Annotated in this window: 6 protein-coding genes; 2 read left to right on the top strand and 4 right to left on the bottom strand. The window is 55.1% G+C overall.

The features are described from left to right. Nucleotides 1-226: 226 nt before the first annotated feature. The 3 genes from HQL63_15595 to amrS form a co-directional block, all read right to left on the bottom strand. Nucleotides 227-919, bottom strand: coding sequence for a Bax inhibitor-1/YccA family protein (locus HQL63_15595; protein MBF0178250.1), 693 nt, complete (start codon nt 917-919; stop codon nt 227-229). 235 nt (nt 920-1,154) lie between these two features. Then, complete coding sequence (locus tag HQL63_15590) at nt 1,155-1,847, bottom strand: hypothetical protein (protein ID MBF0178249.1); 693 nt, start codon at nt 1,845-1,847, stop codon at nt 1,155-1,157. Nucleotides 1,848-2,028: 181 nt separating this feature from the next. Continuing rightward, nucleotides 2,029-3,144 carry an AmmeMemoRadiSam system radical SAM enzyme gene (amrS, locus tag HQL63_15585; protein ID MBF0178248.1) on the bottom strand — a complete coding sequence of 372 codons (1,116 nt, stop codon included), beginning with the start codon at nt 3,142-3,144 and terminating at the stop codon, nt 2,029-2,031. 309 nt (nt 3,145-3,453) lie between these two features. On the opposite strand from amrS, the gene HQL63_15580 reads away from it, so the two are divergent. Further along, complete coding sequence (locus tag HQL63_15580) at nt 3,454-4,692, top strand: DUF1015 domain-containing protein (protein ID MBF0178247.1); 1,239 nt, start codon at nt 3,454-3,456, stop codon at nt 4,690-4,692. Nucleotides 4,693-4,773: 81 nt separating this feature from the next. On the opposite strand, the gene HQL63_15575 is transcribed toward HQL63_15580, so the two are convergent. Next, nucleotides 4,774-5,037, bottom strand: a complete 264-nt coding sequence (locus HQL63_15575) for a hypothetical protein (GenBank protein MBF0178246.1) — start codon at nt 5,035-5,037, stop codon at nt 4,774-4,776. Nucleotides 5,038-5,192: 155 nt separating this feature from the next. Between HQL63_15575 and HQL63_15570 the strand changes: the two genes are divergently transcribed. Then, nucleotides 5,193-5,486 carry a hypothetical protein gene (locus tag HQL63_15570; protein ID MBF0178245.1) on the top strand — a complete coding sequence of 98 codons (294 nt, stop codon included), beginning with the start codon at nt 5,193-5,195 and terminating at the stop codon, nt 5,484-5,486.

Raw genomic sequence — 5,486 nt, 5'->3', positions numbered from 1 at the left:
AAAGACTGGGATGGAGGTCCAGGAGGAAGGGCTGCGCCCTTCCTCCTGGCGGGGTCCGGGGCAGAGCCCCGAGAAAATAATCATTGAAAGTGGGGTGGAGGTCCAGGAGAAAGGGCTACGCCCTTCCTCCTGGCGGGGTCCGGGGCAACATCCCGACAAAATCTTTCATGTCAAAGCTTTTCTCGCAAGGGCGCCGGACAGTTGCCACCATGCAAAAGGCATCTTCTCAATCATCGCTCCCGAGAATCCCCAACAAACGCAGGAGAGACAGGAAGAGGTTGATGACGTTCAGATACATGGAAAGAGCCGCTTCCTGAGGCTTCACGGCCCAGGGATTTTCCTTGAGGGACTGGGTTTCCCAGGCGATGTAGAGGGAGAAGATCAGGGCGCCGGCGGCGCTCAGGGCAAAGCCCATGGCCGAGGAGTGGAAGAACATGTTGAGAAGCGATCCCACGAGCAGGACGATCAGGCCGGCAAAGAGGAAGGTTCCCATCATGGAGAGGTCGCGCCGGGTGGTCATGGCATAGAAGGTCATACCCACGAAGATGGCAGCCGTGAGGGACATTGCCTGACCGACCACACCAGAGAGACCACTGCCAACGTAGACGGCAATGACCGGTCCGATCGTGAAACCGGAGATGGCCGCGAACAGAAACAGTGTGGGGGTGTTTTTGATTTTCAGGGCCAGGAAAAAGACGCCCACTTCGATCACCAGGAGCAGGATCGGGTGTTCGAAGGCGAAGGGGGTGTACATGCCCACATAGCCAGATGCAACAGCCATGACCAGGCTGGCCGCCAACAGTGCATAGACCTGCTTCAGGTATTCGACCGCCGAGTCCTTGACATCAATGGCCGGCATGGCCCCCGACTCGGCATGAGCCTGGGCTCGTGCCCGGTTGTCAAAAGGATTTTCGCTCATGATACGCTCCTTGTTGGTTTGTACGACCCACCCCCGACCCAACCTTCCGGTCCCGGGGGCAATTGTTGGGTTTTATGGCCTGAAATATCGCAACCATTCTCCACCCGGCAACGAATCGGGGTCCAGCGGGCTGGCTCCCTGGCAGGGCCTAAGACAGAGTCCTGGCGGGGTTCGGGGCGAAGCCCTGACAAAGGCTTTCATGTCCAGGCTTTTCTTGAGGTGAATGGGGTGTACATCAAAAAGAATAGACCATTTCCTCCCAGATTATGTTCGCACCAAGGTCGATGCGAGGTTTAAAAATTCCACAAAACTCATCCATATCTTCACTATGGCCTGAGAAAAGGAAGCCCTTGTCAGGCCAAAAATCGCTATTCTCAACCTCTTCATTGGACGCCAATCTTGATTGGACAACTTCATTATGTTGCGCACGCAAATCAAAAAAATAACATTCTCCTTGCAGTGCGTTGGAAAACAAATAGTAAAGATCCTTTTTACCTTCAGCATACCTTTCCCAGTCATCTTTACATATGTAACAAGCAAAAAATGGTTGTTCCATCTCCGAGTCGTCATAATCGACTGCAACAGCGATCACCGACGTTCCACTCTCATTCGTTTCGTTCAGGTGAATAATTTGCGGACCATCAAAATATAGCAACGTTTTTCCTGTTATTGCATTTGATGACGAAGATTGACTGCCCATGACTGAACACTTCCCATACCAACGATTGCCTGGAGAGGGGGCTTTTTTTTCGAGCTTTGCGTGCGAGTCAAAATCCTCCCTTTTCGCAGGTAATTCCATCAAAAGCCTGTAAGCAAATCTTTCACTCGGTTTCACCGCATCGCTGGGCGGACAATCAGGGGGAAGAGTCTCCGCATATGTTCCACTGGGTACTTTGTTTATTTTTGGAACCGCCGCATCGTCTGACATGGAAGCAGGGCATATTGTGCATGGTGTTGAAGGAAGGTCGCCGCATTGGTTTGGGATCAAATTCTGGGCCAAGCCCACATGACAACCCCCGACAGGCTACCACTTTTCCGAGGTGGCAGGCAAGGTCTTTATGAGGCATGCAGCAAGGTTTTCCAGGTTGATAACATTTGATTACAGTGTATTACACCCGAACCGGAACGCAGCGTGCGCCCCAGTTTTCCGGTGCGGCGGCAAAAGTTCCGGCACAGGAGGTGCCACACGTTGCGCAGTCTCCCTGATGGGTCAGATGCCAGGCCAGCAGGGTATAGCCATCCCGGACAATGAGCTGGTGGCCACAGGCATGGCAATGGGTGACTCCTCCAGCCGGATCGTGGAGATTTCCCGTGTAGACATAACGCAGGCCATTGTTGCGGGCAATATGGCGGGCGCGGGTCAGGGTGGCGGCGGGAGTACGGGGTTTTTCCTGGAGACGATAGGCCGGATGAAAAGCCGAAAAATGGATGGGGACATCGACGCTCAGGTGGGTGGCCACCCATTGCGTCATGCTCTCCAGTTCGGCGTCCGAGTCGTTCTCGCCAGGGATCAGCAGGGTGGTGATCTCCAGCCAGACATCCGTCTTTGCATGGATGTACTGCAACGTTTCCAGAACAGGTTGCAGGGAACCCCCACACAGACGCCGATAAAAACGTTCCGAGAAGGCCTTCAGATCGACATTGGCGGCATCCATATGGCGATAGAACGCTTCGCGGGCGGCATCCTGCATATAACCAGCGGTGACGGCCACGGATTGTATGCCCAGGGCATGCCCGGCCTGCGCCACATCCATGGCATACTCCATGAAGACCACAGGATCGTTGTAGGTATAGGCGAGGGAGCGACACCCCAGGCGTTGGGCAGCGGCAGCAAGTTGCGCGGGGGTGGCCGTGGCCATCTGCTCGTCCATGGAGCGGGATCGGCTCATGTGCCAGTTTTGACAAAATTTGCACGCCAGATTGCACCCCGCTGTCCCAAACGACAAAATGGCGCTGCCTGGATAAAAATGGTAGAGAGGTTTTTTTTCGATGGGATCGATACAAAAGCCATGGGAGCGGCCATGGCTGGTCAGAACAATTTGATCGGCGGTCCGGGCGCGCACGTAACAAAGGCCGCGTTGCCCCTCACGCAACCGGCAGATGCGGGGACAAACATCGCATTGGATGCGTCCGTCAGGTAAAGTTCGCCAATAGTGGGTGGCGACAACCCCGGGATCGGCCAGGGTGATGGTTTCGCGTGCGACGGATGTGCCCAAGCGGGTCATGCCCAAACTCCGGATACAGGGTAACGATTCACCACCCGACGACGCATCGGGGTCCAGGGGGCTGGCTCCCTGGCAGGGCCTGAGACGGTATCCTGGTGGGGTTCGGGGCGAAGCCCTGACAAAGGCTTTCATATCCAGGCTTTTCTTGAAAGGGTGCTGAACAGTTACACCAAATCAAGGATAGATACACCCTACAGGGGTTGTCCAGAGGCGGCGGGCATTGTATGTTTTCCGCACCCTGCGCCGATGACCCGAGCCAGACAGGGATGTCACGTTGCGGAAGACAAGGAAAGTCACACCATGGGAAAAATATCACTCATTCAGCCGTTTCCAGGATGGCGTCCGCGACCGGATCGGGTCAGGGAGGTTGCAGCGCCTCCCTACGATGTCCTGAACCGGACTGAAGCGGCCACCATGGCCCGGGGCAATCCCCACTCTTTCCTGCACGTCTCCAAGGCGGAGATTGACCTGGATCCGAAGATCTCCCCCCACGATGCACAGGTTTACCAGAGAGCCCGCCACAATTTTCTTGCCATGCAAGAGAGCGGGATTCTGCTTCAGGATTCGTGCCCATCCCTCTATGTCTACCGGCTCGTTCAGGGTGGGCATCAGCAGACCGGTCTGGTGGCCGCCATCTCCGTCGATGCCTATCTGACCGATCGGGTCAAAAAACACGAACATACCCGCCCGGACAAGGAGGATGACCGGACACGCATCGCCGATACCCTGGGGGCCAATTCCGGCCCGGTATTTCTGACCTATCGTCACGAAAGGTCCATCGATCAGGTGTTGGATCAGGTTGTCCGTCGTGAACCGGTCTTCGATTTTGTGGCGGATGATGGCATCCGGCACACCCTCTGGGTGGTGTCCGAGAAGGCATTCATCGACCAACTGGTGGGTTTGTTTGACACGCTCGCCGCCTTGTACATTGCTGATGGCCACCATCGGGCGGCAGCGGCTTCCCGGGTGAGCCGGGCGCGACGCGCTGAACGAGGCTCCTGCACAGGGGAAGAGCCCTTCAACCGGTTCATGGGGGTGATGTTTCCCGATGATCAGGTTCGCATTTTGGAGTACAACCGCGTCGTGCGGGATCTTTCCGGCATGACACCGGAAACGTTTTTGGCCCGGGTGGCGGAACGCTTCGACCTTCAGCCCGACAATCAACCCGTCCAACCCGACAGGCCACACGTTTTCGGCATGTTTTTGCGCGACCGTTGGTATCGTTTGACGTGCCGCATCGATCTGGCCTCGTTGCAGGATCCCATCGCACGTCTGGACGTCAGCATTCTACAAAATCACCTTCTGGAGCCACTCCTGGAGATCAAAAATCCCCGGGTGGACGATCGGATTGATTTTGTCGGCGGCATTCGTGGCCTGACCGGGCTTGTGGAGCGGGTCCGGAGCGGAGAGATGGCCGTGGCTTTTTCCCTCCATCCGACCAGCGTGACGGACCTCATGACCGTCGCGGACGCCGGAGGGGTGATGCCGCCCAAATCCACCTGGTTTGAACCCAAGCTGCGGGATGGCATGGTCATTCAAGGTATTTGAGGGGCTATCAAAACAATCCGGGAAGGGCAGTGCCCTTCCCGGTGGGGTTCGGGGTGAGTCCCCGACAATCAAACCTGGCTGCTATTTCCAGCCGGCCTCTTTTTCACAGGCTTTCATCTCGGTGGGGTGCGATTTTTCCCAGGTGGAGATCGACTGGGTTTCGCTCTCATCCATCTTGGCGTTCATGCAGGAGCAGTACTTGGTGACGATTTCAACCGACACCTTGGCGTCGCTGTTGTCGCTCACGCATTTGGCGACCCACTTCATATCATCAGCCCCGGCATAGGCCACACCACTGACCAAAACAGAACCTACAAGCACCATCATCAGAGATTTCAACTTCATAGCGCACGCTCCTTGATTTGAGGTTTTATGGAACGACAGGGCATGTCCATTTGAACCAGAATGCTACCAGGTTCGTACAAACTTCTGTAGCGGGCGCATTCTACCCGCACGTTGTCGCTGCGTATATGTAAATTTTTTGCATCCATGTTGGCCAGATGGTGGTCGATGGGGTGCGCTTCCAAACCGCTCTTGACGACCCGGAACATTTTCTTCACTTTTTAATGATTCTTATAGGTTGTTTGAGTGCAGATCTCCAACAGCTTCTCGTAGGCATCTTCTTTATTTTTGTGATAATCAATAACAAGATATTGTTTAATATTTTCTGGTATTTCGCAATCGTCAAGCTTGAGAAAAATAAGGCTCAATATGGATTCCGGGGGCTTATCGCACCAGGAGATCCAACAGAGAATGCAGCACCCGTTTGCCCCGCATTCTCACGTTGTGGATGA

This window comes from Magnetococcales bacterium, assembly GCA_015231175.1.
Classification (GTDB): Bacteria; Pseudomonadota; Magnetococcia; order Magnetococcales; family DC0425bin3; genus HA3dbin3.
Note: the sequence above shows the minus strand (reverse complement) of the source record. Positions and strands in the feature narration are given on the sequence as shown.